Origin of the sequence: Streptomyces sp. NPDC049837 (assembly GCF_040674455.1) — a bacterium.
Lineage (GTDB): Bacteria > Actinomycetota > Actinomycetes > Streptomycetales > Streptomycetaceae > Streptomyces.
This window is the reverse complement of sequence record NZ_JBFAMP010000011.1, coordinates 149,743-176,343: the sequence shown is the minus strand read 5'-3', so window position 1 is coordinate 176,343 and position 26,601 is coordinate 149,743. Positions and strand designations below refer to the sequence as shown.

The following is a 26,601-nucleotide window of genomic DNA, read 5'->3' as shown; positions in this document are numbered from 1 at the left end:
CATCACGCTTGTGAGCCAAGTCACCTGAATTACAGGGAACTTGTGGTGGTCCCGAGTCGACTTCTGTTGACGCTCGGGAGACCTCCCGGCACAGGCCCGAGGCAAGGGAAGGGGCGTCCGTGGCAGCGGAAGCAGCAGTGAAGAAGCACGGCGGCCGGGCTCTCACGGCGCTCCTGACCTGCGCCATGGCGTTCTCGATGATGCAACTGTTCCTGCTGGGAGCCCTGGGCCCCCGCCTCGTCACCGAACTGGGCATCTCCCCCACCGTGCTGGGACTGACGACCACCATCGGTTTCGGCGCGGCGGCCGCGCTCTCCCCGGCCGGAGGGCGGGTGGTGGACCGATGGGGGCCACGCCGGTGTCTGGTGGCGCTGTTCCTGGGGTCGGCGGTCGCCCTGGTGCTGATCGGTGCCGCTCCGGGCGCGGCGGTGCTGCTGCTCGCGGTGGCGCTGGGCGGGCTTCCGCAGGCGCTGGCCAACCCCGCGACCAACAAGGCGATCCTGGCCGTGGTGCCGCCCGAGCGGCGCGGTCCGGTGACCGGGCTGAAGCAGTCCGGTGTGCAGTTGGGCGCCTTCGCGGCGGGGCTGCCGCTCGCCGCGCTGGCCGCCGTCGCCGGGTGGCGGGGCGCGGTGTGGGTGGCGGCGGGCGCGGCGGCCGTCGGGGCCCTGTGGGCGGTGCGGGTACTGCCGGTGGACCGCCCGGCCGCGTCCGCCGGCGCACGTCTCGCGCTGGTGCCGCGGGGGATGATCGCGTGGCTGATGGTGTTCTCGCTGCTTCTGGGATGCGGCATCGCCTCCGTCAACACGTACGTGGCGCTCTACGGTGTCCAGCGGCTCGGCCTCGGACCGACGGCGGCGGGCGCGCTCGTCGCCGTACTCGGTGTGGCGGGTATCGCCGGCCGGGTGGGGTGGTCGAAGGTGGCCGGACGGCCGGGCCGGGCCGTGTGGCTGCCGGGTGTGTTGGCGGCGGGCGCGGTCGGCGCGGCGCTGCTCCTGTTGGTGGCGACGCACGTCCGGCCACTGGCGTGGGTCGCGGCGGTGGCCATGGGGGTGTTCGCGGTCGCGGGCAACGCCGTGTCGATGGTGCTGGTGATGCAGCGCGCCGCGCCCGGCCGGGCGGGGCAGGACTCGGCGCTGGTGTCGGCCGGCTTCTTCGCCGGGTTCGCGGTCGGGCCGCCGTTGTTCGGTCTGCTGGCCGAGGCCGGGCATTACGGTGCGGGCTGGCTGCTGGTGGCGGGGGAGTTCGCGGGTGCGTGCGCGGTGGCGCTGTTGTGGGCGGTACGGGACCGTCGGGCGGAGTCGTGACGGTGCTGTACGGGCGGGCTCTGGCCGCCGTGCTGGGCCGGGTGGCGGCCACGCGGGCTGCGACCGGTGAGCGTTTCCCGCTGTTCGCGGAGCCGGACACGGGGCGGTGGACGACGACGGGCCGGGGCTCGTGGACCGGCGGGTTCTGGGCGGGGCTGCTGTGGCTGCGGGCGCGGCACACGGGCGCCGCGTACGACCGGGACGCGGCGAGGGACGTGACCGAGCGGTTGACGGACTGGGTGGTGGCCGACACGGCGACCCGTGGGCTCGTCTTCTGGTACGGGACGGCCCTCGGCGATGAGCGGGCGGGGCGGTTGCGCGAGCGGGCGGCCCGGGCGTGCCTGGAGGCGTACGACCCGGAACTCGGGCTCGTGCCATGGGGATCCGCCTTCGGCGGGCCGCGGCTGCTGGCACGCGTGGACGGCGTCCCGGGGATGGTGCCGTTGCTGGCCACGGTGGACGCGGAAGCGGCCGAGTCGCATCTGGGGACGCATCTGCGGCTGTGCTGCGGCGAGGGCGGATTCCGACCGGCGTCGCGGTTCGACGCGGGGGCCGGCTGGTCGGCGTACGCCGAACCGCCGCCGGGGTGGAGCAGGGGGCGTGCCTGGCTGCTGCTCGCGGTGGCCGGGGCCGCGGGGCGTGCGGATATGCCGGGGCTGATTCCCGAGCGGCTGATCCCGCTCGCCGACGAGGACCGGCCGGACGGCCCCGTCGACACCTCCGCCGCAGCGATCACCGCGTGGGCGCTCCTCAAACTCGGCCGGCGGGAGCAGGCCGAAGCAGTACTGGGCGAGCTCGTCCGCGTACACCTGACGGACGACGGACGGCTGCTCGACGGCTGCTACGACCTCGGCGAGGGCGTCGCCGTACGGCATGAAGTGGTGTGGGGGACCTTCTTCCTGGCCTGCGTGCTCGCCGCGATGACCGGGCTCATCGATCCGCGTGAGGTGTAGGTCAGTCCTCTCGCAGGACCCGCCGGGCCACCGAGGCGATGTGCAGTTCGTCCGGGCCGTCGAGGATGCGCGCCGCGCGGCCCGTGCGGAAGAGGGCCGGAAGGGGGGTGTCGGGGCCGAGGCCCGCCGCCCCGAACACCTGGATCGCGGAGTCGGCGACCCGCTGGAGCGCGCGGGCGGCCGCGACCTTCGCGAGGCCCACCTCCACATGGGCGTCCAGTCCGGCGTCGAGGCGGGCCACGGCCTCGAAGACCAGGGGGCGGGTGGTCCGCAGGGCGAGCAGCGCCTCGAAGACGTGCTGCTGGACGAGCTGGAGATCGCCGAGCGGTCCGCGTGATCGCGTACGGGTCATCGCCCGCTCCCTCATCAGGTCGAAGGCGCGCCGCGCCTGGCCCAGCCAGCGCAAAGAGCGCAGGGTGCGGCCCAGTTGGAGGCGTTCGGCCGCGATGGCGAGCGCCTGCCCCCGCTCGCCGAGCAGATGGCCGGCGTCGACCACGACTCCGTCCAGTTCGATCTCCGCCTGGCCCGCCGCGCCCCACACCGGCAGCTCGCGCGTCACGCGGAAGCCGGGGGCACTGGTGGGCACCAGCAGCAGGGACAGCCCGTCCCGGTCCGGCGCCACACCGTCGGTGCGGGCGAGGACGGTGACCAGGTCGGCGTCCGCGGCCCCGCTGGTGAACCACTTGCGGCCGGTCACCGTCCAGCGGCCGTCCGGGCCCTGCTCGGCGCGGGTCGCGGTGAGGAAGGGGTCGGTGCCCGGCGCATCGGGTTCGGTCATCGCGTAACAGGCGCGGATCTCCCCGGCGACCAGCGCCTTGAGGTACCGCTCGCGCACCGCCGGACTGCCGTGCCGCCGCAGCATGAGGACGTCCAGCAGCGGCGCCGACCCCAGGGCGGCGGGCCCATGGTCGCCGGCCCCCTCGGCCTCGGCGAGGTGCGCGTACGACAGCAGCGGCAGCCCCTGGCCGCCCAGATCGGCCGGGAGGGGCAGTGCCCAGAGCGCCTGCTCCTTGGCCTCGTCCTGGAGCCTGCGCAGCGTGGCGGCCGCTTCGGGACCGCCCCGGTCGAGCACCGTCTCGCACGGCATGACCCGGTCGCGGACGAAGCCGGTGATCCGGTCCCTCAAACCGGCGACCTCGGCCGGGCATTGGGGGCCGCCTTCATACCGTGCCATCACATTCCTCCAGCTTTCCGGGAACCCATGGGAACGGCTGTCCGACTGCCTGCTCCGTGGAACTGGTCGGAGGCGACGTCTCCCCGGTTCCCGCGTACACGTAGGTCCCAGGAGGGGGAGAACCATGGCGTCACCAGCCACCGCGCGGACGGTGCGGCCGCTCGACGGGTTGCGCCTGGAGGCTTCCGGGCCGCCGGGCCCCGGCGCCGGCCTGGTCGCGGAGCATCTGCGGCTGCTGGGCGCTCACGCAGAGGGCTCTGTGGGTGACGAAGTAAGCATCGCCGGAGCCGAGTTGGGTGCGGTCACCGCGCGTACCGCGTGGTCCGACCGTGCCGGGGAGCTGTGCGACGAAGCGACCGTGCAGGCCGCCACCGGCATCATGGCGGTCCACGGCCGGCGCGACGGCTCGCCGCGTGGCCTGGGCGTCGACTACGCAGCCACCGCCACCGCCGTGCTCACCGTGCAGGGCCTGCTGGCCGGACTGGTCGCCCGGGCGCGCGGTGGCGGCGTCGCGCGGGTGTCGACGTACGCGGACCGGGCCGGGCTGCTGGCCGTATCCCAGTACCTCGCGGCTGCGGGAGCCGATGAGGGGGAGGCGGCGGAAGTGGCGCCCGGTGGCCCGCCGTTCACTGCCGCGGACGGGACCGTCTTCGAGCTGGAGACGCTCGACCCGGGTGCATGGGCGGCGTTCTGGCGGGCGCTCGACGCCCCGGAGCAGGCGATACGGGCCGGATGGCGGCCGTTCCAGTTCCGCTACGCCACCGCCTGCGCGCCCTTCCCCGAGCCCCTGCACGCCACGGCCCGGGCGAGCACGTGGGAGCGCGTCCGGTACGCGGCTGAGACCTCCGGCGCCGAAGTCTGCCCCCTCCGCCGCCTCGCCGACCGGGGCATCGACGACGCACCGCCCTGGTCGCTGCGGCCGCACGACGCCTCGTACACCGGGCGGCCCGCCACCGGGCAGGCGCCGCTCGCCGGTATGACCGTGCTGGAGGCCGGGCGCCGCATCCAGGCGCCACTTGCCGCGCACCTGCTGGGCCTGCTCGGTGCCGACGTCGTCCGTATCGAGCCGCCGGGCGGCGACCCTCTGCGCGGGATGCCGCCGGCCTGCTCCGGCGTCTCCGCCCGCTGGCTGGCCCTCAACCGGGGCAAGCGGGCCGTCGAGGTCGACATCAAGTCCCCCGCCGACCGCCGCCGGCTGGTCGGCATGGCCGCCGAAGCCGATGTCTTCCTGCACAACTGGGCGCCCGGCAAGGCGGCCCAGCTCGGCCTCGACCACGAGCACCTGGCCGCCGCCAATCCCGCCCTCGTCTACGCGTACACCAGCGGCTGGGCGGACCGGCTGCCCGGCGCTCCCATGGGCACGGACTTCATGGTCCAGGCCCGCACCGGCGTCGGTGAAGCCGTACGGCCGGTGGACGAGCCGCCCGCGCCCTCGCTCATGACGCTGCTCGACGTCCTGGGAGGGCTGCTCGGCGCGGAAGCGGTGCTCGCGGGGCTGCTGTTGCGCGAACGCACCGGCAGCGGCGTACGTGTCGACTCCTCGCTGCTCGGTGCCGCCGACGTGCTCACCGCGCCCGCCCGGCAGCGGGCCGCCGCAGGAGGTGACCCACGCCGCCCGGCCGGGTTCCGGCGCCCCCTTCCGACCGCCGACGGCTGGGTGGCCCCGGCGGACGGCCACGCCTCCCCCGCCGCCGCCCACGACGTGAGCGGACTGCCCACGGGCGAAGCGCCGGCCCACCTGCGCGACCACGGCGTGACCGCCACCGCCGTCACCACCGACCTCGCCGACCTGCACCACGACCCGCGCTTCGCCGGCTCGATCAGCCGGGACGCGCACGGTGCTCCCGCTGTTCCCGACCCCTGGAGCTTCGCATGACCGTGGCCCTGAACGACCTTCTGCCCGCACAGTTGCGCCGCTCGTGGGCGGCCGAGGGCACCTGCCCGGACCTCGACCTCTACAGCCTCTACCGGGCCCAGCAGATCGCCGGCCCCCACCGCACCGCTCTCATCGACGCCAAGGGCAAGCTCTGTTACACCGCCCTGGACCGCAAGGTCCGCTCGCTGGCCGCCGGGCTCACCGAGCTGGGCATCCGGCCGGGCGACGTGGTCGGCGTCCAGCTCCCGGCGGGCCGCAACGCCGTCATCGCCGACCTCGCCCTCGCCGCGCTCGGCGCCGTCGCCCTGCCCTTCCCGGTCGGGCGCGGGGTACGGGAGGCCGCCTCGCTGCTCGGCCGCTCGGAAGCGGTGGCGGTGATCACGGTCACCGAGCACCGGGGGTGCCACCACGCCGACTGCCTCCTCGCCCTGGGCGACGAACTCCCCGCCCTGCGTACGGTGATCGCCGCCGGAGCGCCGGACACCGTGCCCGAGGGCAGTGTCCCGCTGTCCCGTCTGCTGCGCGCCGACCCGACGGCGTTCCGGCCGGCCCGCCCCGACCCCGACTCGGCCGCCCGCATCCTGGTCTCCTCCGGCTCGGAAGCGGAGCCGAAGATGGTCGCGTACTCGCACAACGCCCTCGCGGGCGGCCGGGGTAACTTCCTCGCCTCGCTGATACCGGAGGGCGGCCGGCCGCCGCGCTGCCTGTTCCTGGTGCCGCTCGCCTCCGCGTTCGGCAGCAACGGCACGGCTGTCGCGCTCGCCCGGCACGGCGGAACGCTGGTGCTGCTCGACCACTTCACGCCCGAGGCGGCCTTGGACGCCATCGTCGCGCACGAGCCGACGCATGTGCTGGGAGTGCCGACCATGATCCGGATGATGCTGGACCGGCTCGCCGAGGCGCCCCGGTCACTGCCCTCCCCTACCGCACTGGTCCTGGGCGGTTCGGTGCTCGACGCCGCCACCGCCGAGGAGGCACGGCAGGTCTTCGGCTGCCCGGTGGTGAACCTGTACGGGTCGGCCGACGGGGTCAACTGCCATACGGGGCTGACCGAGCACCCCGTGGCCACGGAGGGGCCGGGGGTGCTGGCCGGGCGCCCGGACCCGCGGGTCGCGGACATCCGCATCGCGGTCCCCGACGCGCCCGCCCTGGAGGAGGTGCCGATCGGCGTGGTCGGTGAAATCGTCGCGCGCGGGCCGATGACCCCGCTGTGTTACGTCGGCGCCCCCGAGCTCGACGCCCGCTACCGCACCACGGACGGGTGGGTGCGCACCGGGGACCTCGGGCTGCTGGACGAGGACGGCACGCTGCGTGTCGTCGGCAGGCTGAAGGACGTGGTCATACGCGGGGGCGCCAACATCAGCCCCGCCGAGGTCGAGGTGGAGCTGGCCTCGCATCCGCTGATCCGTGACGTGGTGTGCGTCGGGGTGCCGGACCCGCTGATGGGTGAGCGGCTGGCGGCCTGCGTGGTGGCCCGCGACGGGCGGGCGGCGCCCACGCTGGAGGAGCTGGGCGCCCATCTCGACGGCCGGGGGCTGGAGCGCCGCAAGCACCCGGAGCGGCTGCTGATCCTGGATGCCCTGCCGCTCACACCGGCGGGCAAGCCCGACCGGGCCGCGCTGCGGGGACGGTTCGCCGCGCCGGTGCCCCAGACCGCCTGATACGAGCGAAGGGGGGCGGGACCGCATCCCCGGTGTGGCCCCGCCCCCCCATCGCACCGCTGGTCAACCGGCCATGGCCCGCTTCACGGCGGTGGCCGCGTTCCGGTACACCGGCAGCAGATCGAGGTCCTCGCCCGGGTAGTTGACGATCTTCACCTGCTTCACGCCCGCGCCCGGCAGCGCCACCCCGGTGGACATGTGCGCGTTGTCCAGCACCAGCGCGGGCTTCTTCGCGGAGAGTTCGGCGAGCTGCGCGGCGGTCACGGCCTCCGGACCGTACGTCCCGACGACGTTCGCGCCGGCCATCTTCGCCGACCACGCGGTGAAGACCTGGGACACCACGACCGGGGCCTTCCCGCCCGGCCAGGCGGCCTTCAGGTCGGCCTGGAGCTTGGCGTACTCGGTGCCGAAGGAGGCCTTCCACTTCGCGGCGGCGTCCCGCGTGCCGAACTTCTCGCCCAGCCGCGCCACTTCGGCGGTCACCTTGTCGGCGTCGTTGTCGAGGGCCACCTCGACCAGCTCCGCCTTGGAGCCCGCCGCTTCCTTGATCTTCTCGGCGTACGGCTCGAAGGGCGCGTACAGCACGAAGTCGGCCTCGGCCACCGCCGCCAGGTCCGACGGCTTGGGGTCGTAGTCGGGCGCGTGGTGCACGGACTGCGGAACGATCACCTTGACGTCCTTCGCGCCCGCCGCCTTCGCGAACGCCCCTTCCCAGGTCGTGGTGGCCACGACCACCGGCGACCCGTCGTGCCCGTGCTTGCCGCCGGACTTTCCGCCGGACGACGAGCCCGGCGAGGGCCCGTCCGACGCACCGCAGGCGGCCGTCAGGGCGAGCCCGGCGGTCAGTGCGAGGGAGGTGACGATGCGGTGGACGATGCGGACGCGGGTGCGCGCCATGAGCTGATTCTCCGTTCGGGTACGAGATGGACGGCGAGGACCACGGCCCCCGCTGTCAGGACGAGGACCGGCCCGGGCGGCAGGTCCAGGGTGAGGGCCACGAGGAAGCCGGTCAGGTTGACCACGACGCCGATGCCGACGGCCCAGACGGTGATCGACGTCAGCGACGTGCCGAGCCGGCGGGCGGCGAGCGCGGGCAGCAGCGTGAGGGCGTCGACGAGCAGGGCGCCGGTCAGTTTGATCGCGCCCCCGACCGCCACCGCGACCAGTACGAGCAGCAGCAGGGTGAGCCGCTGCACGGGCACGCCCGACGACAGGGCGAGTTCACGGTCGTACAGCAGCAGTGCGAGGTCGCGTCGTCGCCACCAGAACAGTGCGGGCACGGCCACGGCGAGCGCACCGACGACCACCAGGTCCGGGGTGCCGACCGAGAGGATCGAGCCCCACAACAGCGCGAACGCCCCCGAGGCGTTGACACCCGAGACGGCCAGCAGCAACAGGGCCGCCGCGATGGCGAGGCTCATCAGCAGCCCCATCGCCCCGGACAGGCCGTCCGGTGTACGGGCCAGGGGGGCGACGCCGGCTCCGGCGAGCGCGCACGCCACCAGCGCGCACAGCATGGGGTCGAGGCCGGTCAGCATGCCCACGGCGATGCCCAGCAGCGCCACGTGCATCATGGCGAACCGCACCGGCATGATGTCCAGCCCCACGATCACCACACCGACGACCGGCAGGCCGACGGCCGCCAACAGCAGCGTGATCCCCGCCCTCTGCACGGGGACGAGCTGGAGAAGCTGGCCGAGATCGGCGGCGAGCGTCACGCGACCTCCCGCAGTTGCCCCGCGGCCATCTCCACCACCCGCTCACAGCGCGCGGCCAGCGCCCGGTCGTGCGTCACCACGATCAGGGTGACCGGCAGCGACAGCAGGACGTCGGTCGCCTCCTCCTGCCCGGAGAAGTCGAGCGCGGCGGTGGGCTCGTCCGCCAGCAGCACACCGGCTCCCGCCGCGACACAGCCCACCGCCCGGGCCAGGTACATGCGCTGCAACTGGCCCCCGGACAGCGTGTGCAACGCCCTGCCGACCAGGTGCCCGACACCGAGCTTCGCCGCCGCCTCGACGGCCTCCGCGGTCGCACCACTGCTCGCCAGCAGTTCCCCGCCCAGCAGGGGGAACCGGCCGGCCGCCGGCTTCTGCGGAATCCACGCGCACACCCGTCGCCGCCACGCCCACTCGGCCGCCGACAGGGCCGTGCGGCCCCCGACCCGGATCTCCCCGGCCGCCTGCCGGTGCAGGCCCAGCACCGCCCGCAGCAGCGTGGTCTTGCCCGAGCCGTTGGTGCCGGTCAGCGCCACGCGCTCGCCGCCCGGGACGTCGAGATCCACATCCCGGACGGCGTCCACCCGCCCGTGCCGGCAGTCGACGCCGCGCATCCGCACATCCAGACCGTCCATTCCACCTCCCTCGATCTCCAGGAGGAGTCGGAGGGGGAAGGGCGCTGGTTCCCGCCGACGAGGGCCAATCCGGCCGGGGGCGTGCCGGCCCACGAACCGTCAGACGGTATTGACAATCATTTTCGTTTGAGTAAAGCTTTGCCCGCCACGGCCCCCTCACGCCTCCTGCCACGGGATGTCCGTGCGCGCAGTCCACGCCAAGTGATCTGGGAGCAGCATGTCGACATTCCGGAACCGCCGAGAGTTCCTCGCCCTGGCCGGTGCCGCCGGTACGGCCGGGGCCCTGGCCCTCACCGGCTGCGGATCCGGCGCCGGGAGCGGCACCGCGGCCGACGGGAAGGCGGCACCCAAGCGCGGCGGCCAGTTCCGTGCCCTGTTCACGGGCGGCGGTGAGCTTGAGACCATCGACCCGCACGCCGAGGCCCTCGCCATCGACATGGCGCGTACCAAGGCGCTGTTCGACCGGCTCGTGGACCTGGACGCCAACATGGCGCCGGTCCCCCGGCTCGCCGAGAAGTGGGAGGCCAACGCCGACGCGACCGTGTGGCGGTTCACCCTCCGGGAGGCGCTCTTCCACGACGGGAAGAAGCTCACGCCCGAGGACGTGCTGTTCAGCTTCGGCCGCATCCTCGACCCGAAGGCGACCAGCCACTTCGCGCAGGGCCTGCTGTCGGTCATCGACCTGAAGAAGAGCCGGGGTACCGGCAAGAACACGGTCGAGATCGCGCTCAGTCGTCCGAGCGCCGAACTGCCCGCGCTGCTGGGCACGCTGGGCACCGCCATCGTCAGTGCCCGGTACCGCGACCCGGCCAAGCCCGTCGGCACCGGGGCGTTCCGGCTGAAGTCCTTCCAGGCCGGCCGGTCCTTCGTCGCCGAGCGGTTCGACGACCACTGGGACGGCGGGGCGTACGTCGACGAGCTGCGCATCCTGTCCGCCGACGCCGACGCGCGCGGCAACGCCCTGCGGGGAGGCGAGGCGGAGTACGGCTACGAGATGACGCCGACCTTCGCCCGTACCGCCGCCGCCGACAAGTCCGTCCGGATCGTCGCCGCCAAGGGCAGCACGGCCCACGCCATCGTCATGAAGTGCGACCAGGAGCCCTTCGACAACCCCGATGTCACCCTGGCGTTCAAGCTGCTCGCCGACCGTCAGAAGCTGGTCGAGGTCGTCCTGGCCGGGCAGGGCGTCGTCGGCAACGACATGTTCGGCAAGGGCTACCAGTACTACCCCGAGGACATCCCGCAGCGCACGCGTGACGTCGCGGAGGCACGCGCCCTGCTGAAGAAGGCCGGCGTACTGAACAAGACGCTGTCCATCTACACCTCCTCGGTGGCCAACGGCTTCGTCGAGGCGGCGACCCTCTTCGCCGAGCAGGCCGCCGACGCGGGCCTGCGGATCAAGGTCACCACCGGTTCCTCGGAGACGTACTTCAAGGACCAGCTCACCAAGGGGGTGATGGGCAGCCACCGCTCCGGCGCCATGACGATCCCCACCTACATCAACGACCGGCTCCTCACGAAGTCGGCGTTCAACGCCTCCGGCTGGCGCCGCAAGGACTTCGACGCCACCTTCGCCAAGGCCCAGTCCACCACCGACGAGGGCGAACGCACCAAGCTCTACGGCCAGTTGCAGGGCACCGTCCACGACGAGGGCGGCCTGCTGATCTGGGGCCACCCGGACTGGCTGAACGCGGCCTCCTCCCGCGTACGCGGCATCAAGGAGGCCCCGCCCAACACCCTCGACTCCGCCCGCTTCGACAAGGTGTGGCTGGCCTGACGATGCGTGGGTACGCCCTGCAACGCCTCGCCCTCGGAGCCGTACAACTGGCCCTGCTCACGGTGCTGGTGTTCCTGCTGACGTCGCTGCTGCCCGGTGACGCGGCCGACGTCCGCAACAACGAGGACGCCACACCCGAGCAGGTCGCGGCGCTGCGCGAGCAGCTCCGGTTGGACCGGCCGGCCCTGGAACGCTTCACGGACTGGGCCGGGGGCGTACTCACCGGTGACCTGGGCACGTCGCTGGTCAGCGGCGGCCCGGTGCTGGACATCCTGGCCGAGTCGGCCGGCATCACCCTGGTGCTCGCCGCGGTGACCCTCGCGGTGGTCGTCCCCCTCGCGGTGCTGCTCGGCATCGTCTCCGGGCTGCGGGAGGGCGGCCGCCTGGACCGGGCGGTCACCTCGGTGACGCTCGCCCTGAACGCCGTACCCGACTTCGTCCTGGCGCTGCTGCTCGTGGCCGGTCTGTCGCTCCGGCTCGGCTGGCTGCCCGCGACCTGGGTAGGGGTGGGCGCGGCCGATCTGATCGGGCAGCCCGCGCTGCTGGTCCTGCCGGTCGGGGTGGTGGCGGCCCGCATGATCTGCCTGCTGTCCCGGCAGGTGCGGGCCGGCATGGTGACGGTCCTCAAGGCCGACTACGTCACCCAGGCGCGGCGCCTGGGCGTGCCGCGCCGGGCCCTGCTGCTCCGGCACGTCCTGCCCAACGCGGCCGTGCCCGGCGTCCAGGAACTGGCCCGGGTGGGCGACAACCTGGTCGGCGGCGTGCTGATCGTCGAGGCGGTCTTCGCGATCCCCGGCGTGGCGACCGCGCTCGTCGACGCGGTCGAGGCACGGGACGTACCCACGGTCCAGGGCCTGGCCCTGGTGGTCGCCGCCGCGGCCCTGCTGTTCAGCCTGGCGGCCGATCTCGTCTCCCATCGACTCGTACCACGGACGGAGGTGCTCCGGTGAAGCGCGTGAAACTGCCGACGGCGCCGGCCGGCGTGGTGCTGCTCGCGCTGCCGCTGGGCATCGCCCTGCTGGGCCCGTGGTTCGCCGAGCCGGCCCGGCCGGGAGTGTTCGCCCCCTACGCGGCCAGTGGCGGCGAACACCCCTTCGGCACGGACGGGTTGGGGCGCGACGTCCTCGCTCTGCTCCTCCACGGCGGACGAAGCGCGCTCGGCATGGCGCTCGGCGCGGTCGCGGTCGCCTACCTGGTGGGCGGGGCCGTAGGCCTGCTGGCGGCCTCCGCCCGCCGCCGCTGGGCCGACGAGCTGCTGATCCGCCCGCTCGACGTGCTGCTCCCGCTGCCCACCCTGCTGGTGATCAGCGTGGTGGCGGTGGGCTGGCGCGGCTCACCCGTCGCCATCGCCCTCGCCGTCGCGGCCGTCAACGTCCCGCCCGTGGCACGCCTGGTGCGGGCCGCCGCCCTGGACGCGGCGAGCGGCCCCGTCACCGAAGCGCTGCGCGTGCAGGGCGAATCCCGGGCGCGTATCCAACTCGACCACGTGGCACGCTCGGTGCTCTCCCCCGTGGCCGCCGACATCGGCACCCGTATCACTCTCGCGGTCTTCCTCGTCGGCTCGGCGAACTTCCTCGGCCTCGGCCTGGACCCGACCGCGCCCGACTGGGCGGTGAGCATCTCCCGCAGCCGTGAGGCGCTGCTGCTCCAGCCGTGGGCCGTGCTGGCGCCCGCCGCGATGCTCGTCATGTTCACCGTGGGGCTCAACCTGCTCGCCGACCGCCTGCTGGCCCGCTCCCGCCGTACGCAGGAGGCCGTGCGATGACCTCGAAGACGCCCTTGGTCACGGTACGCGGGCTCACCGCGCGAGCCGGGGACACCGTGCTCCTCGACACGGTCGGCTTCGACCTGTACGAGGGCCACGTCACCGCGCTCGTCGGCCCCTCCGGCAGCGGCAAGACCACGGCCGCCCTGGCGCTGCTGGGCGAGTGCGGCCCCGGCGTTCGCCTCAGCGGGCGCGTGCGAGCCGGGTCCGTCACGGTCGTGGACGAGTCCGGGATCACCGAGGAGGCGGCCACCGGCCTGCGCGGACGCCTGGTCGCGTACATGCCCCAGCATCCGGGCAGCGCCCTCAACCCGGCCCGCCGCACCGGCGCCGTCCTCACCGAACTGGCCCGGCTGCACCACCCGGCCGACCAGGCCCGGGTCCTGGCCGCCGAAGGGCTCCAGGCCGCGCAACTGCCCGCCGGGCGGGACACCGAACGGCGCTTCCCGCACCAGTTCTCCGGCGGGCAGCGCCAGCGTGTCGCGCTCGCCCAGACCCTGGTGTGCCGGCCACGGGTCCTCGTGCTCGACGAGCCCAGCACCGGGCTGGACACGGTGACCCGGATGCGGCTGGCCGGGGAGCTGGCCGCGCTCGCCCGCACCGGCCTGGCCATCCTGCTGCTCAGCCACGACCACGACCTGGTGCGCGCCCTCGCCGACCACGTGGTCGTGCTCGGACGGGGACGCGTGACCGCACAGGGCGGCCCGGACGACGCCCTGCCCGCCCGCCGCCGGGTGACGGCAGCACGCCACACGCCCAGCGAGCCGGACGGCGCACCGGTGCTGGACGTACGGAACCTCTCCGCCCACCTCCACAGCCGCGGCCGCGGCCCGGTTCTGCACGGGGTCGGCCTCCAACTGCCCGCCGGGGCCTGCGTCGGTGTGGCCGGCCTGTCCGGCAGCGGCAAGACCACCCTGGCGCGCTGCGTCGCCGGACTCCACGAACGCCACCGCGGCACAGTGCTCCTGGACGGCACCCCGCTGCCGGTGCTGCGCCGCCGCACGGCGGAGCAGAAGCGGCGGGTGCAGTACGTCTGGCAGGAGGTGCGCAGCTCCTTCGACGAGCGGCGCCCGGTGGCCGAGCAGGTCGCCCGTACCGCCGTACGGCTGCGGGGCCTGGCAGCCGACGAGGCGCGGGGCGAGGCCCTGGCCCTGCTGGGCCGGCTCGGACTGGACGCGGCCACCGTCGAGCGGCGCCCCGGCGGCCTGTCCGGCGGCGAACTGCAACGCGCCGCGCTCGCCCGCGCCGCGCTCGCCGCCCCGGACGTACTGGTCTGCGACGAGATCACCACCGCTCTGGACGCCGACGCGACCGAAGCGGTCCTCGCCGAACTCGCCCGGCTCCGCGAGCGACACGGCACGGCGCTGCTCTGGGTGAGTCACGACCTGGAGCTGCTCGCGGCGGTCGCGCACCACATCGTCGTCATCGACGGCGGCCACGTCGTCGAGACCGGCGCACCCGAACAGATCCTCGGCGCTCCCCGGGCCACCATCACCCGGCAGTTGGTACGCGCCATGGACCTCGGTACGGCCCTGGCAGCCACCGACCTGGCTACCGCCCCGTCCGCGTCCGGCGCCTGACGCCCCGACTCCCCACGACTTCACCCATCAACACCCCGATCACGGAGGACACATGAGCGACCCTGCCGCAGCCGGCGCCGCCACGTCACAGGACGACGCCTGGGCCCTGCTGGACTCGCTGCCCGACACGCTGCCCCGGGACGAGATCCTCGCCATCAACAGCTCCAAGTCCGACATCCACACCCAGCGCACGTACACGTACAACGGCTGGACCTTCCAGTTGCCGCCCGGCGTCTTCAAGCCCGGTGACACCAGCCGCATCATCCACGACCGGCTGCTGGACGGCACCATCCCGCTGGAGGGACGGTCGTACGCGGCCATCGGCGCCGGACTCGGCGTCGAGGCCGTGATCGCGGGCATCAAGGGCGCCCGCGAGATCTACGCCGCCGACATCCACCCCGACAGCGTCGCCACGGCCGCCGCCCACTACGAGCTGATCGTCGGCGACCGCCCGGGCACGGTCTTCCGCCCGCTGGTCTCCAACCTCTTCGAGGAGTTCCCCGCCTCGGCCCGGCTGGACGTCATCACCTTCAACCCGCCCGCGGTCAGCACGAAGACCAGCGACGACCCGACGGTCGTCCGCAACGTCTGCGTGGGCATCGACATCGTGGCCCGCTTCTTCGACCAGATCGTCGACCGGGACCTGCTCGCCCCCGACGGCGAGGTGCACCTGGTCGTGTCCAACACCTCAGAGCTCAAGAACATCGTCAAGTACGCCATCGAGGCCGGGTTCGCGCCGCGGATCACGCACCGCCAGACCTGGGAGGGCGACAACTGTCAGGCGTACCTCTTCAAGCTGCTGCGCCGCGACCACGCCGCCTGACCCGGAGGAGAGGGACATGCACGAGCACATAGCCGAAGCGGTCAAGGAACCCGATGTGGTGACCGTTCCGCCCGGCGCGGTCTGTCTGCGCTTCGAGACGATGAAGCTCTACTCGGCGCTCGGCGCCGTACGCCACCTCCTGGACACCGGCCAGGTCAAGCCCGGTGACACGCTCATCGACAGCTCCAGCGGCATCTACGCCCACGCGCTGGCCCTCGCCTGCCACCGCTACGGCCTGAAGTGCCACATCGTCGGCTCGACGACGGTGGACCGGACGCTCCGTGTCCAGTTGGAGATCCTGGGCGCCACGCTGGAGCAGGTCCGCCCCTCCAAGAACCTGCGCCTCGACCAGAACCTGCGCGTGGAGCGGATCGGCGAACTGCTGCGCGAGAACCCCGGCTACCACTGGATGCGCCAGTACCACGACTCCATCCACTACCTGGGCTACCGGGACGTCGCCGACCTGATCGGCAAGGAGGTCCCGGAAGGGCCGCTGGCCCTGGTGGGCGGAGTCGGCACCGGCGCGTCGACCGGCTCCATCGCCACCTACCTGCGCGAGGCGGGCCGTGACGTGACGCTCGTCGGCGTCCAGCCGTTCGGCAGTGTCACCTTCGGCGCCGAGCACGTCTCCGACCCCGACATGATCATCGCCGGGATCGGCAGCTCCATCCCGTTCCAGAACGTCCGCCACGAGCTGTACGACCGGATCCACTGGGTGAACTTCGACTACGCCATGTCCGGCGCCGTCGAACTCCTCCGGGCCAGCGGCATCTTCGCCGGGCTCTCCGCCGGCGCGGCGTACCTGGCCACGCTCTGGGAGCGGGAGCGCGACGACTCCAGGACGTACGTCTTCCTCGCCGCCGACACCGGTCACCGGTACGTCGACAGCGCCTACGCCCACCACGGCCAGGCACGCGGGCTCGGCGCCATGCGCCCCCACGAGGTGACGGAGCAGCACGAGCTGCGGCACCCCTGGTCGACGATGAACTGGCCGCCCCGCGACAGCGCACTGCTGCGCGACGAACCGCTCCTGGTCCCCGGCGCGGCCTGACCCTCCGCGTCCCCTCCCCACTCGAAAGGTGCCGTGCCATGGTCCTCGACGACGAGCGCACCCGCGGTTACGTACTGCTTCCGCGGCTGTTCACCCCGGCCGAGACAGCGGCTCTGAGCCAGGCCGCGGAGTCCGCTCTCGCCCGGGTGACCCGGCACGCCCTGGAGGGGAAGACCGAGGTCACCGTGTGGCCGGACGGGCACCGGCTGGAAACGGTGGACGGCACGACCGTCCACTGGGAGCCGGACGCCCGCCCGCCCGCGGTACGCAGCCTCTCACCCGTCACGCACCTGGACCCCGCACTGGACGCCCTGTGGGCCGACGAACGGCTCACCGGGCCCATGCGCCGGCTGCTGGACGCCGACCGGCTGGGGCCGTTCACCTCGAAGCTCAACTTCAAGCGGGCGGGCGTTGGTTCCGCGTACCACTGGCACCAGGACTACCCGTACTGGTACTGCTGCGCGGGCCCGGACGCCCGGAACATCGCCACCGCGATGATCTACCTGGACGATGTCACGGCCGACAACGGCGCCTTGACGATCGTCCCGGGAAGCCACCTGGCGGGTCCCGCCCCGCGCGACCGGGCCGAGCCGACCGGGCTGCTGGTCGACGCCGCGCGTACCGATGTCAGCGGCGCGGTGACCATCGAGGCCCCGGCCGGGTCCGTCCTGATGTTCCCCGGCCTCATCGTGCACCGCTCGGGGCCCAACACGTCCTCCCGCGACCGGCGCTCCCTGCTGCTGTGCTTCCAGCCCGCCGGGCGTCCGGCCCTCGCGGAGCTGCCGTACCGGCCCGAGCTCCTGGCCGACCTTCCCTGAGCCACTCCCGTATCCACCCATGGCCACAGAAGCCATGACGCAACAGAAAGCACCCCTCATGACTCCGATGCAGCCGCACTCCGTGGCCGATCTCCAGCAGGCCGTCCTTGACGGCGCCTACGGTCAGCCGCCTCAGGAGCTGGCCGTCACCAGCGCGTTCTGGCTCCACCACACCACCCGGCTGGCCGGCAGCCAGGTCACCTACCGCAACAGCTACCTGCTGCTGCGGTCCGGGGACGCATTCGGCGCCTGCTCCTTCGAGGCCGGCGAGCTCGCCCCCGACTTCTGCGCGGACGCCTCCGGCCACACCCTCGACCACCTCATTCGGCACGAGTCGGCGCCCGTACGCATCGCCGCACTCGACGCCTACCTGGGCCGCGTCCAGCCGCACCGCAGCTCCCCCGCCGCCGAGACCGTCACACTGCCGACCGGCACGCCCGAGACCCGCGCCCAGGCCCGGGACGCGGCCGTCGCCGGACTGCTCGACATTCCCGCCGGCGCCAAGGTCGCGCTGATAGGCGTCGTCAACCCGCTCGTCGCGGCGATACGCGACCAGGGCGGCGTCCCGCTGCCCTGCGACTTCAACCTCCGCACCACCAACTGGGGCGACCCGGTCACCGACGACATGGAACAGGTGCTGGCCGACGCCGACGCGGTCGTCGCCACTGGCATGACGCTCAGCAACGGCAGCTTCGACGTCATCCTCGACCACTGCCGCAAGAACGCACTGCCGCTCGTCGTGTACGCCCAGACCGGCAGCGCCGTCGCCCGCGCCTTCCTGGGCGCCGGTGTCACCGCGCTGTCCGCCGAGCCGTTCCCCTTCTCCCAGTTCAGCGCCGACGAGACCGCGCTGTACCGGTACCGGGCGGCAGGCGCATGAGCAGCGAGACCAAGAACCCGGCGGTGCGGGCGAACGCGGAAGTGGGCACCGACGCCGTCCCCAGCGATCTGCGGATGACCCGCACCCTGTGGCCGTTCATGCTCGCCTCGGCCGTGGGACTGGTGCCGTTCACCATCTTCAGCACCTTCCTCGTCCCCATCGCCCACGCTTCTGACAGCGGCGTCGCGGCCATGGGCCAACTGCGCGGCCTCGGCGGCCTGGCCGCCCTGGCCGTGGGTACGGCTCTGGCTCCGCTGATCGACCGGGTACGCAAGGATTGGGCGGCCGCGGGCGGGCTCGCCGTACTCGCCCTCTCCGCCGCTCTCGGCGCCACCGGCGAGTTCCTGCTACTGGCGGCGTTCTGCCTGCTCGTCGGCGCCGGTACGGCCGTGCTCAACCCGGCGCTCACGGCCGCGGCCGCCGACCGCTTCGACAACGACGCCGCCGCGGGCCGGGCAGCGACCCTCATCACCGCCACCCAGTCGCTCACAGCACTGCTGGCCGCCCCTCTGGTGGCGCTGCCGGCCGTGCTGTGGGGCTGGCAGGGCGACTTGTGGGCGATCGCCGCCGTGGCCTCCGTACTCACCGTGCTCTTCCTCCTCCGGGGCCGCCGTGCCGAGCCCCCCGGGCACAACAGCGAGGAGGGCACGGAGAAGGCGGCGCGACCGGGCTATCTCGCCTCGTTCAAACTGCTGGGCGCCCTCCCCGGCGTGGTGCCGCTGCTCCTCGTCGCCATGCTGCGGACGGCGGCGTTCATGGGGTACCTCGCCTACCTGGCGGCCTTCTACGACGAGCGCTTCGGCCTTGCCCCGGGCCCGTTCGCCATCGTCTGGACGCTGAGCGGCACCTCGTTCTTCCTCGGCAACCTCGTCGCCGGCCGGCTGCTGAGCGCCGAGCGGCCGAAGGTGTCCAGTGAGCGGCTGATGACGCTGGCCCTGGTGGTGGCGCTGTCGGCCCTGGTGGGCGTGTTCTTCACCCACTCACTGTTCCTCGCCCTGCCGCTGACCGCCCTCATCGGCGCCGGTCACGCGACGGTGGCGGCCTGCGTCACCACGCTGCTGGTACGACGCTGTGGCTCGCTGCGCGGCACGGCGTTGAGCCTCAACGCGGCCGGGATGAGTTTCGGCGTGTTCCTGGGGGCGGGCCTCGGCGGAGTCGGTCTCGCCCTCGGCGGATACCCGGGTACGGCCGCGGCGCTGGGCGGTCTGACCCTCGTGGCGCTCCTCTTCGCCCGAGTGGCCGCGCGCTCCACCCCCGGGTGACCCAGTCGACCGGGTTCGCCGAAGTCGAGCACACCCCGGAGCTCACGGGGGTGTGCGCCCGCTGTCGCTCCACCGCCGGCCAGGCGCACGGTCGGTCCCCAAGATCCCGCTCGGTTCTTGGGGACCGACGCGTTCACGAGCCGACCGCCCTCACAGGGTGGTACGGAAGGGGCCGGTCACCTCGTAGGTGATGCCGCCGCTGCTGGAGCCCATGGTGCCGCGCTGGACCTGGAGGGTGCCGCGGGAGAGGTCGCCCCGAGTGGTGGGCACGAAGCGGTAGAGGCACCCGTCGCTCTTGTAGGCGACGCGGGGATCGGCGGCGAGCTCCCGCTGCACGGCTCGTACCTCGCTGCTCCGGTTACGTCGGGGTGCGTCGGATACGTGCGGTCAGTATGACGGCGACAGCCCCCGCCAGTGCCAGGGGTACGACCGTCAGCAGAAGGACCCTCTGGCCGGTGAGGCCCGCCGCGACCAGGGCACCGACGGCGGCGGGGCCCGCTATGGAGCCGAGGCGGCCGAAGGCGGCGGCCCAGGCGATGCCGGGGGTGCGGGCGGCTGGTTCGTACAGGGTTACCGCGAGGGCGGCTTGGCCGATGACACCGGCCGTGATGCCGGCACCCGCTGCCGCCAGCGTGAGGAAGAGTCCGGGCGTCACGGACGACACCAGGCCGGCGCCGATGAGGAACAGCGCCCCGAGCAGTACCGAAACCACCAGGCAGCGGGGAACGCCGAACCGGGCGGCCAGGGCGGCCAGCAGGATGCCCCCGGCGACGCCGCCGAAGCCGAGCACGGCTGAGCCGAGCGGTGCCTGTGCGGGGGCCAGTCCGTATCCCGTCGTGAGCAGGGTCGGGAGCCACGCCTGGAGGGCGAAGGCCGTGGTGAAGGCCAGGAAGGCGAAGGCCCACAACAGGACGGTACTGGCGGCCACGCCGCGGGAGAGGAGGGTGACGACCGTGGCGCGGGTCGCCCGGCGGCCGGGGACCTTCGCCGATGGCACTCTGTCGGTGCGCGGGAGGCCCCAGTGGAGGGCGGGCAGCATGGCGAGCGGAAGCAGCGCGCCCAGCCAGAACACGGATGTCCAGCCGAAGCCGGTGATCAGACGGCCGCCGAGCAGTCCTCCGGCCATGGCTCCGACGCTGAGGGCCAGCGTGACTCCGACCGTGACCATGCCGCGGCGGGTTCGTGGCGCATGGTCCGCCGCCAGCGAGATGGAGGTGGGCAGAACCACTCCCAGGCCGAGGGCGGTCACCAGTCGGATCACGGTCATCTGGGGTATGCCGTCCGCCAGGACGGTGAGCGCGGAACCGGCGGCGAAGAGGGTGGTGCCGGCCACGATGACGTTCCGGCGCCCGAACCGGGCCGCCATGGCACCGCACAACAGGTATCCGATGACGACACCCACGTTGGTGGCGACCAGTGCGGGCGTGAAGGCGGCGGGGGCGAGGCCCCATTCGCGGGCGAGCGACGGGACGACGAATCCGAGCGAGGTCGTGTCGTACCCGTCGAGGAAGAGGACGGTGAAGACGAGAACGATGACGCGGCGGCCGGCGGCTGTGACGCGTTCGTTTCCGGTCGGGAGGTCGGAGGACTGGGTGGGTGTTTCTGCCATGGGACACCTCGGCGTGGTGCGGGAGATTGCTGATGTCGATCGGGCCCGGACGGCTACGCCCGCGCAGTGGACGGCCGCGGTGTGCGGTTACTTGGGCGCCACGCTCCATGCCAGGTCGGGCAGGTAACTGGGGGCCGCGGTGAAGCCGGTCAGCTTCTTGCCGTTGTAGGCGTACAGGCCGTCCATGCGCAGGACGGAGACGAACCACGCCTGGTCGACGACGTAGCGCATGACGTCCTGGTACAGAGCCGGCCGACGGTCGGCGGGTGCGGCCGCGGCCTCGCTCAGCATGCGTGTGAGCTCGGGGTCCGAGGTGGCGAAGGGGTTGAAGGCGGTGGCGTGCGGCAGCATCCAGTCCAGTGACAGGGCGTACGTGGTCGCGCCGCCGTAGCCGAAGCCGAGCGCCGGGTACTTCTTGGACGTGGCGCTGGCGAGCCACTGACCGACGCTGGTGTCGGTGGTGACGTCGGCGTTGACGCCTATCTGCTTCCACTGCTGGACCACGGCCTGCGTGACGAGGTCGATTCCGAAGAAGCCTTGCGTCTCCATCTTCAGCGAGAAACCGTTCGGGTATCCCGCCTCGGCGAGGAGCCTCTTGGCCTTGGCCGGGTCGTAGGGGTAGCGGTCGTCGTAGTCGGCCGCGAAGCCGTCGAGCCCCGGAAGGGAGATCTGGCTGGTGGGGTGGCCGTGCTGCTGCACGATGGCCTTGGTGATCGCCTTGCGGTCGACGGCGTGGTTGAGGGCCTGACGGACGCGCAGGTCCTTGAGCGGCGGGGCCAGCGTGCCCTGGCGGTCGGCGAGGTTCACCCCCATGAACACGTTCGGCGCGCCGACGATCTCCAGTCCGCCCGCCTTCGCGGTGTCGACCTGGTTGGCGGTGATGGCCATGGCGTCGGCCTGTCCCGTCCTGACCGCTTGGAGCGCCGAGTTGGGGTTGCCGACGACCTTGATGACCACCTTCTTCCAGTGGATCTTCTTCTTGTCCCAGTAGTGGGGGTTCGGGGTGTAGGTGTAGTGGTCGCCGGAAGCGGTGTGTGCGGTGTCGAGGACGTACGGACCGGCGCCGAAGGACCGTGTGCCCATTTCGGCCGGTGAGGACAGGCCCTTGGGGCTGATCACCGAGCCGACCATCAATACCTGGGTCATGAGCTGCGGCAGATTCGGGTGCGGACTGGAGCAGTGGATCCGCACGGTGAGGGGACCGGTGGCGGTGACGGACTCGATGGCGGATGTCCAGGAGACGTTGAGGCCGTTCTTGCGGCTGTAGTCGAGTGAGGCCGCCACCGCCCTGGCGTCCAGCGGAGTGCCGTCGGCGAATTTCAGGCCGCGGCGCAAGGTGAACTCGAAGTCGGTGTTGCCGCTGCCGGTGTAGCCCCACCTGGTGGCCAGCCCGGCCTCCACGGTGCCTTTCGGACCCTGCCTCAGAACGGTGTCGTAGGCGAGGTTGACGAACCAGTTGTCGGAGCCGACGTTGGCTTTGGCGGGGTCGAGGCTCGCCGGCGCGCCGGCGGCGATGACCGTGAGGGTGCCGCCCCGGCCGCCGCCTCCGGCGTCGTCGGACGTCGATCCCGGTCCGCTGCACGCGGTGGCGGAAACGGCGACCGCGGCCAGTGCCGCCAGGCCGCCTCTCATGCGCTGTCGGAACATGGTGCCTCCTTGCCTGTCGGACGCACCGGAGTGGGCGGGTGCGCCGGATGAAGATCCGTGGAGCGATGGCAGGCGACCGCTCGGTCGCCACTGGAGCGTCTCCCCGCCACGGGGAGCAGGTGGGGCCGCTCGCTGTGGCACAGGTCGACGACGAGTGGACAGCGCCGGGCGAAGACGCAGCCGGCGAATGCCGGCTCTCCTGGTGTCGGCGTCGCTGTGGGGTTCGGCATACGGTTCGCCGTGCGGGCCCGCTGGGCCCGTGGGTCGGGCTCGGGTACGGCGGCCAGCAGCGCCTGGGTGTACGGATGGACGGGGTCGGCGTACACCGCTTCGGCGGGGCCGGATTCCATGACCCGGCCGCGGTAGAGGACGACGATGCGGTGCGACAGGTGCCGTACGACGGGCAGGTCGTGGGCGATGAAGAGGTAGCTGAGGCCCAGGTCCTTCTGCAGGTCGGCCAGCAGGTTCATGACCTGGGCCTGGATGGACAGGTCCAGGGCGCTGACCGGTTCGTCGCAGATGACCAGCCGGGGTTCGAGCATGAGGGCGCGGGCGATGGCGATCCGCTGGCGTTGCCCCCCGGAAAACTGACCGGGGTAGCGGTGGGCCGTGTCCGGGGGCATGCCCACGCGTTCCAGCATGGTCCGGATGCGCTCGCGGGCCTGCCGTTGGTCGGTCCGGCGGTGGACCATGAGTGGTTCCGCCAGTGCCTGGCCGATGGTGCGGGCCGGATTGAGCGAGGAGTACGGGTCCTGGAACACCACCTGTAGTCGGGCGCTCAGCTCCCGTCGCGTACGGGGCGAAGCATGGGTGATGTCACGGCCTTCGAACCGGATGCGGCCGGAATGGACGGGGCTGAGGCCCAGGACGGCGCGGCCGAGGGTGGATTTGCCGGAGCCGGATTCGCCGACGAGTCCCACCGTCTCCCCGGCGGCGATGCTGAGGGAGACGCCGTCCACCGCACGCAGCGGAGGCGTGCGGCGACGCCGGCGGAACTCGACCGTCAAGTCCTCGACGTCGAGGAGAGGCTGATGAGTCGTGGACTGATGAGTCATGGGCCGGTGCCTTCCACGAGGAGCCGCTGGGAATGGACACACCGCGTGAGCCGGCCGGGGGCCGGCGCCGTGAGGGTCACCGGCTTCGCCGTGCAGACTTCGTCGGCCAGCGCGCACCGGGCGGCGAAGCGACAGCCGAGCGGCCACTCTCGTGGGGCGGGCACCGTGCCGGGGATGGTCGGCAGTGGCTCGCCGCCCGCCGCCACGTGGGGGTTCGCGGCCAGCAGCCCCGCGGTGTAGGGGTGGCGGGGGTGGGTGAAGAGCTGCTCGACCTCCGCCTGCTCGACGACCTGGCCCGCGTACATCACGACCGCGCGGTGGCACAGGTCCGCCACCACGCCCCAGTCGTGGGTGACGATGAGCACCGCCATCCCCGTCCGGGTCTGGAGGTCGCGCAGCAGTGCGAGGATCTCCGACTGGACCGTCACGTCGAGCGCCGTCGTCGGCTCGTCGGCGATCAGCAGCTTGGGGTTGCCCGCGAGCGCGAGAGCGATCGCCACGCGCTGGGCCATGCCGCCGGAGAGCTGATGCGGATAGCGCCTCGATACCGCGGCCGGATCCGGGATGTGCACCATGTCGAGGAGTGCGGCGACCCGCGATCGCGCGGTGCGCCGGTCGCACCGCTGGTGCCGGCGTACCGCTTCGGCGAGCTGGCGGCCGACGGGGAAGGTGGGGTCGAGGGCGACCATGGGCTCTTGGGACACGTAGGCGATGCCTGCCCCGCGTACCCGAGCGAGTGCCGCGGCCGACCCGGCGAGATCCGTCCCCTCGAAGAGCACCTGTCCGTCGACGGTCCTTCCGCCACCCGGTACGAGCCCGAGGATGCCGAGCGAGGTCACCGACTTGCCGCAGCCCGACTCGCCGACCACACCGACGGTTTCACCCGCCCTGATGTCGAAGCTCACTTCCTGTACGACCGTGACCCCGCCGATCTCGATGGACAGGTTCCGGACCGACAGGAGGGCGGCGGGGCCCGTCGAGACGGCCTCTTCCGTCACGACGGCGGACGGCGCGCCGGTCGTTGAGGCCGCCGTTCCCCGGCGCGCCGATGAGACCTTCCCCGGTGCCGCCATCTTGGAGACGGACCAGCCCTCGGTGGCCGCGTCGCGTACGGCGTCCCCGAGCAGGCCGAGGGCCATGACGGTGAGAACGAGCGGGACTCCCGTGGGCACGAGCATCCACGGTGCGCGGTCGATGGCCTGGGACGCGTCAGCGATCAAGCCTCCCCAGGAGGGGTGGGGCGGTTGGGCCCCGAGGCCCAGGAACCCGAGGCCGGCCTGGATGGTGACGACGATCGCGGCGAACAGGGCCGCTTGGACGATGACCATGCTGGTCAGACGAGGGAGGATGTGGCGGCGGAGAATCTGCGTGCGGCTCAGCCCGGCGACCCTGGCGGCCGCGACGTACAGCTCCTCACGAACGCTGAGTGTTTGTGAACGCAGAATGCGGATCATGCCGGGGCTGCCGAGCACCCCGAAGGTGATCATCGCGGCATGCAGGTTGCCCGGGAACACCGACAGCACGACCAGCACGATGATGATCCCGGGCAGGGCGAACAGCAGGTCGGCCGTGCGGACGGTCAGCCAGTCCACCCAGCCACCCAGGAACCCGGACGTCAGCCCCAGGGTGACGCCGACGAGGAGGAAGACGAGCAGCGCCTCGCCGACGGCCAGCAGGGTGGAGCGGCCGCCGAACAGCAGTCGGCTGAGGAGATCGCGGCCCAGGTTGTCCGTGCCGAGAAGGTGGTCCGCGGAGGGGCCTGCCAGCACGTGGCCGAGGTCCTGGTCCAGCGGGCCGTACGGTGAGACGAGCGGTGCCGCGAGCGTGGCGGCCGTCAGCAGGGCCAGCCAGCCGAGGGAGACGGCGCCGGCGGGGCGGCGCAGGACCCGGCGTACGACATGGGGCGTCTTCACGCCCTTGTCGGTCGCGGAGACCGATGTTGTGGAGGTGGTCATGAGGCACGCACCCTCGGGTCGAGCCGGCCGTAGGCGAGGTCGACCAGCAGGTTGACGACCACCACCAGCACCGTGATGTACAGGACGGCGCCTTGGATGACGGGGATGTCGTGCTGGACGGTCGCCTGCTGGGTGAGGCTGCCGAGCCCCGGCATGGCGAACACCGTCTCCACGAACACGGCGGCGGCGAGGAGACCGACCAGCACCACACCCAGCACGGTGACGACGGGCAGGGCGGCGTTGCGCAGGACGTGCCGGTAGAGGACCGAACGCTGCGTGAATCCATTGGCCTGCATGACCCTGATGAAGTCGCGGCCGAGGGTGTCCAGGACCGAGTCGCGCGTCTGCTTGGCGATGATGGCGACGGCGCCCAGCGACAGCGAGAGGACGGGCAGGACGAGCGACCGCGCCCATTCGCCCGGGTCGTCGGCGAACGGCACGTACCCGGTGACGGGGAACCAGCGCAGCCGCACGGACCCGATCGCGATCAGGACGAGCGCGAACCAGAACGCGGGCACCGCCAAGCCGAGGAGCGAGAGGCCGTCCACGGCCTTCACCAGAAGGCCGCCGCGGCGCGCGCTCAGCAGCCCGAGAGCCACACCCAGGACCCCGGAGACCAGGGTCCCGGCGATGATCAGGGAGAGCGATACGGGCAGGCGGCTGTTGAGTACGGACGTCACCGGCTCACCGCTGAAGAGCGAAGAACCGAGATCACCGTGGAAGACGCGTACGAGCCACTCCCCGTACTGGACGGGCAGCGGCTCGTCCAGGCCCAACTGGCCGCGTACGGCTCGGTACTGCTCGACGGTGGCGTGCTGGCCGACGATCGTTCTGGCCGGGTCTCCCGGGACGAGGGACACCAGCACGAAGGTCAGGGCGGAGACCAGGAACAGCAGTGGAACCGACGACAACAACCGTCTGACCACCAGCCGGAGAACTGCCATGCTCACCTCGTCGCGAGTAGTGCAACTGGTAGATGGACGCAGGGGTGGGAGGTCGCCCGCACGTTGGCACCGATGAAGGGTGACCTGGGGCGACGACATTGGGGCTCTCCGGCCGGC

General features: G+C 72.6%; 23 protein-coding genes. 13 read left to right on the top strand and 10 right to left on the bottom strand.

What is annotated here, in order from left to right:
- Positions 1-119: 119 nt before the first annotated feature.
- Both AB0J57_RS27550 and AB0J57_RS27545 read left to right on the top strand, forming a co-directional pair.
- On the top strand, positions 120-1,304 hold the full coding sequence (locus AB0J57_RS27550) for an MFS transporter (protein WP_366131000.1): 1,185 nt from the start codon (positions 120-122) through the stop codon (positions 1,302-1,304).
- Positions 1,301-2,257: a sugar ABC transporter permease gene (locus AB0J57_RS27545; protein ID WP_366130999.1), complete on the top strand. Its 957-nt coding sequence runs from the start codon at positions 1,301-1,303 to the stop codon at positions 2,255-2,257. Before AB0J57_RS27550 ends, AB0J57_RS27545 begins: the two co-directional genes overlap by 4 nt.
- Before the next feature lies 1 nt (position 2,258).
- Here the strand turns inward: AB0J57_RS27545 and AB0J57_RS27540 are convergent, their stop codons facing one another.
- Positions 2,259-3,431 (bottom strand): acyl-CoA dehydrogenase family protein, encoded by a 1,173-nt coding sequence (locus AB0J57_RS27540; RefSeq protein ID WP_366130998.1) that lies wholly within the window; start codon positions 3,429-3,431, stop codon positions 2,259-2,261.
- A 124-nt stretch (positions 3,432-3,555) separates the two neighbouring features.
- Between AB0J57_RS27540 and AB0J57_RS27535 the strand changes: the two genes are divergently transcribed.
- Positions 3,556-5,307, top strand: coding sequence for a CoA transferase (locus AB0J57_RS27535; RefSeq protein ID WP_366130997.1), 1,752 nt, complete (start codon positions 3,556-3,558; stop codon positions 5,305-5,307).
- Entirely contained in the window at positions 5,304-6,968 is a 1,665-nt protein-coding gene (locus AB0J57_RS27530) for a class I adenylate-forming enzyme family protein (protein ID WP_366130995.1), read from the top strand. Before AB0J57_RS27535 ends, AB0J57_RS27530 begins: the two co-directional genes overlap by 4 nt.
- A 63-nt stretch (positions 6,969-7,031) precedes the next feature.
- Here the strand turns inward: AB0J57_RS27530 and AB0J57_RS27525 are convergent, their stop codons facing one another.
- The 3 genes from AB0J57_RS27525 to AB0J57_RS27515 are packed head-to-tail and all read right to left on the bottom strand — an operon-like array spanning position 7,032 to position 9,318.
- Positions 7,032-7,865: a zinc ABC transporter substrate-binding protein gene (locus tag AB0J57_RS27525; protein ID WP_366130993.1), complete on the bottom strand. Its 834-nt coding sequence runs from the start codon at positions 7,863-7,865 to the stop codon at positions 7,032-7,034.
- Positions 7,811-8,686, bottom strand: a complete 876-nt coding sequence (locus tag AB0J57_RS27520) for a metal ABC transporter permease (RefSeq protein ID WP_366130992.1) — start codon at positions 8,684-8,686, stop codon at positions 7,811-7,813. Before AB0J57_RS27520 ends, AB0J57_RS27525 begins: the two co-directional genes overlap by 55 nt.
- Positions 8,683-9,318 carry an ABC transporter ATP-binding protein gene (locus tag AB0J57_RS27515; RefSeq protein WP_366130991.1) on the bottom strand — a complete coding sequence of 212 codons (636 nt, stop codon included), beginning with the start codon at positions 9,316-9,318 and terminating at the stop codon, positions 8,683-8,685. The genes AB0J57_RS27520 and AB0J57_RS27515 overlap by 4 nt, the downstream gene beginning before the upstream one ends.
- Positions 9,319-9,535: 217 nt before the next feature.
- Here AB0J57_RS27515 and AB0J57_RS27510 point away from each other — a divergent pair, with 217 nt between their 5' ends.
- Genes AB0J57_RS27510 through AB0J57_RS27470 form a run of 9 tightly spaced genes read left to right on the top strand, consistent with a single transcriptional unit; the run spans position 9,536 to position 19,274 of the window.
- On the top strand, positions 9,536-11,095 hold the full coding sequence (locus tag AB0J57_RS27510; RefSeq protein WP_366130989.1) for an ABC transporter substrate-binding protein: 1,560 nt from the start codon (positions 9,536-9,538) through the stop codon (positions 11,093-11,095).
- A 2-nt stretch (positions 11,096-11,097) separates the two neighbouring features.
- Positions 11,098-12,045 carry an ABC transporter permease gene (locus AB0J57_RS27505; RefSeq protein WP_366130987.1) on the top strand — a complete coding sequence of 316 codons (948 nt, stop codon included), beginning with the start codon at positions 11,098-11,100 and terminating at the stop codon, positions 12,043-12,045.
- Complete coding sequence (locus AB0J57_RS27500; RefSeq protein ID WP_366130985.1) at positions 12,042-12,860, top strand: ABC transporter permease subunit; 819 nt, start codon at positions 12,042-12,044, stop codon at positions 12,858-12,860. Before AB0J57_RS27505 ends, AB0J57_RS27500 begins: the two co-directional genes overlap by 4 nt.
- The gene (locus AB0J57_RS27495; RefSeq protein ID WP_366130983.1) at positions 12,857-14,440 is read left to right on the top strand and encodes an ATP-binding cassette domain-containing protein; all 1,584 of its coding nucleotides are present in this window, start codon (positions 12,857-12,859) and stop codon (positions 14,438-14,440) included. The genes AB0J57_RS27500 and AB0J57_RS27495 overlap by 4 nt, the downstream gene beginning before the upstream one ends.
- Positions 14,441-14,492: 52 nt before the next feature.
- On the top strand, positions 14,493-15,263 hold the full coding sequence (locus AB0J57_RS27490) for a methyltransferase (protein WP_366130982.1): 771 nt from the start codon (positions 14,493-14,495) through the stop codon (positions 15,261-15,263).
- A 16-nt stretch (positions 15,264-15,279) separates the two neighbouring features.
- The gene (locus AB0J57_RS27485; RefSeq protein ID WP_366130981.1) at positions 15,280-16,314 is read left to right on the top strand and encodes a pyridoxal-phosphate dependent enzyme; all 1,035 of its coding nucleotides are present in this window, start codon (positions 15,280-15,282) and stop codon (positions 16,312-16,314) included.
- A gap of 38 nt (positions 16,315-16,352) precedes the next feature.
- Positions 16,353-17,132 carry a phytanoyl-CoA dioxygenase family protein gene (locus AB0J57_RS27480; protein WP_366130980.1) on the top strand — a complete coding sequence of 260 codons (780 nt, stop codon included), beginning with the start codon at positions 16,353-16,355 and terminating at the stop codon, positions 17,130-17,132.
- A gap of 58 nt (positions 17,133-17,190) precedes the next feature.
- Positions 17,191-18,012 carry a DUF364 domain-containing protein gene (locus tag AB0J57_RS27475; protein ID WP_366130978.1) on the top strand — a complete coding sequence of 274 codons (822 nt, stop codon included), beginning with the start codon at positions 17,191-17,193 and terminating at the stop codon, positions 18,010-18,012.
- Complete coding sequence (locus AB0J57_RS27470) at positions 18,009-19,274, top strand: MFS transporter (protein ID WP_366130976.1); 1,266 nt, start codon at positions 18,009-18,011, stop codon at positions 19,272-19,274. The genes AB0J57_RS27475 and AB0J57_RS27470 overlap by 4 nt, the downstream gene beginning before the upstream one ends.
- A 150-nt stretch (positions 19,275-19,424) precedes the next feature.
- On the opposite strand, the gene AB0J57_RS27465 is transcribed toward AB0J57_RS27470, so the two are convergent.
- The 6 genes from AB0J57_RS27465 to AB0J57_RS27440 form a co-directional block, all read right to left on the bottom strand.
- Positions 19,425-19,610: a hypothetical protein gene (locus tag AB0J57_RS27465; protein ID WP_366131083.1), complete on the bottom strand. Its 186-nt coding sequence runs from the start codon at positions 19,608-19,610 to the stop codon at positions 19,425-19,427.
- 22 nt (positions 19,611-19,632) lie between these two features.
- On the bottom strand, positions 19,633-20,883 hold the full coding sequence (locus tag AB0J57_RS27460; protein ID WP_366130974.1) for an MFS transporter: 1,251 nt from the start codon (positions 20,881-20,883) through the stop codon (positions 19,633-19,635).
- Between the two features lie 87 nt (positions 20,884-20,970).
- On the bottom strand, positions 20,971-22,530 hold the full coding sequence (locus AB0J57_RS27455) for an ABC transporter substrate-binding protein (protein WP_366130973.1): 1,560 nt from the start codon (positions 22,528-22,530) through the stop codon (positions 20,971-20,973).
- Positions 22,512-23,585, bottom strand: a complete 1,074-nt coding sequence (locus tag AB0J57_RS27450) for an oligopeptide/dipeptide ABC transporter ATP-binding protein (protein WP_366130972.1) — start codon at positions 23,583-23,585, stop codon at positions 22,512-22,514. Before AB0J57_RS27450 ends, AB0J57_RS27455 begins: the two co-directional genes overlap by 19 nt.
- A complete protein-coding gene (locus tag AB0J57_RS27445) occupies positions 23,582-25,540 on the bottom strand; it encodes a dipeptide/oligopeptide/nickel ABC transporter permease/ATP-binding protein (protein WP_366130971.1) in 1,959 nt (652 codons plus the stop codon). Before AB0J57_RS27445 ends, AB0J57_RS27450 begins: the two co-directional genes overlap by 4 nt.
- Complete coding sequence (locus AB0J57_RS27440; protein ID WP_366130969.1) at positions 25,537-26,484, bottom strand: ABC transporter permease; 948 nt, start codon at positions 26,482-26,484, stop codon at positions 25,537-25,539. Before AB0J57_RS27440 ends, AB0J57_RS27445 begins: the two co-directional genes overlap by 4 nt.
- Positions 26,485-26,601: the final 117 nt, after the last annotated feature.